The sequence below is a fragment of the Paraburkholderia denitrificans genome (assembly GCF_042655705.1).
In the GTDB taxonomy this organism is placed as follows: domain Bacteria; phylum Pseudomonadota; class Gammaproteobacteria; order Burkholderiales; family Burkholderiaceae; genus Paraburkholderia; species Paraburkholderia denitrificans.
In genome coordinates, this window is record NZ_JBHSMP010000056.1 from 1 (window position 1) to 1,728 (window position 1,728).

Below are 1,728 nucleotides of genomic sequence, written 5' to 3' on the forward strand. Positions count from 1 at the left end.
AGTCGGCTTTCAGGAGCAGGCTTCAAACCGCCCGGTGCTGCTGCGTCCAAAAGGCGTGGTAGTGAGCGACCGTGGAAAAGTCACCCGGCCAGGGTGGCAGGTACGTGTTGAGCAGATGAGCGAAAGCAAACCGTCCGATGACGCATCGTCAGTATTCTAAAAGCGCTGTCAAAACTGGAGCCGTAAGGTAGCTCCAGGATCAGTCGGGACGACACCTGATTACGGACCCGATGGCAGTCGGTGTATAGGCGGCATGAGCTCAATACAGGCTTTGGTATGGAACGTGAGAACCTTGCTTCGAATGCGAAGGGAAATGACAAGCGGCAGACACCATGAGGAAGAATACCGATGTCGGAGCGAGGGGCGGAGCTGCCCGTAGTAGTGTTGAAGCCTTTGTAATGAAGGTGGAGCGAAGGGGCGGCGTTATCCTGTTGACGAAGGTCACCAACCCGCACTGCGGGGATGAGTGACATGACATCAACGAAACCGTACAGCATTGCGAAACGGGTGGTGTGGGAAGCGTACCAGTTGGTGAGGGCCAACCGCGGGGCTGCGGGCGTGGACGATGAAACTATCGCCATGTTCGAGCTGAATCTTTCGGGAAATCTGTACAAGCTGTGGAACCGGATGTCGTCGGGGTCGTACTTCCCGCCACCGGTGAAGCAGGTTGAGATCCCGAAGGCCAAGGGCGGCACGAGAAAACTGGGGATTCCAACCGTATCTGATCGGGTGGCGCAGAGTGTAGTCAAGCTAATGATCGAGCCGACACTCGATCCGATATTCCATGAAGATTCGTATGGTTATCGGCCGCGCAAGTCGGCTAAACAGGCGATTGCCGTGACGCGTACGCGTTGCTGGAAATACGACTGGGTTGTTGAGTTTGACATCAAGGCGGCATTCGACCAGATCGACCATGCGTTGCTGATGAAGGCGGTGCGACGCCATATCAAGGAGAGCTGGATCCTGTTGTACGTCGAGCGGTGGCTGACTGCGCCGTTCGAAACTGCGGAAGGGGCGAGTTTGCCTCGCCTGCGGGGTACACCACAGGGCGGTGTGATCAGCCCGATCTTGATGAATCTGTTTATGCACTATGCGTTCGATAGGTGGATGCAGCGGACATGGCCGCAATCGCCCTTTGCACGTTACGCCGACGACGCGGTGGTTCATTGCCGCAGTCTGGCGGAGGCGCAATCCGTGATGCAAGCGATTGCCGCACGGCTGGGAGAGTGTGGTCTGACGATGCATCCGGAGAAGTCGAAGATCGTGTATTGCAAGGACAGTAATCGCACTGGCACTCATCCGAACGTGCAGTTCACGTTTCTCGGTTTTACGTTCAGACCGAGAGCGGCATCGAGCAAACACCGACGGCGATTTACCAGCTTTCTGCCAGCGGTGAGCAGCGATGCCTTAAAGAGGATGAGACAGACCGTGCGAAGCTGGAGACTGCACCGTCAAACACCGGCGACGCTGGACGAACTTGCGCAGCAATACAACAGGACGATACAAGGGTGGTGGAACTACTACGGGGCGTTTTATAGGACGGCTATGCGCAGCCTCTTCGGCTACATCGACCTACGGCTTGAGCGATGGGCTCAACGAAAGTACAAGAGGTTGCGGCAGCACAAACGGCGTAGTCATGAATGGCTATGCAAGATGGCGGCTATCCACCCCTGGTTGTTCGTCCACTGGCGTGTTGTTGGGGTACCGGTTGGATAACGGGAGCCGTAT

At 56.5% G+C, this 1,728-nt stretch carries 1 protein-coding gene; it reads left to right on the forward strand.

Going from position 1 to position 1,728, the window contains the following annotated elements; genetic code table 11:
• Positions 1–471: 471 nt before the first annotated feature.
• Entirely contained in the window at positions 472–1,716 is a 1,245-nt protein-coding gene (ltrA, locus tag ACFPTO_RS25135) for a group II intron reverse transcriptase/maturase (protein WP_377715800.1), read from the forward strand.
• Positions 1,717–1,728: the final 12 nt, after the last annotated feature.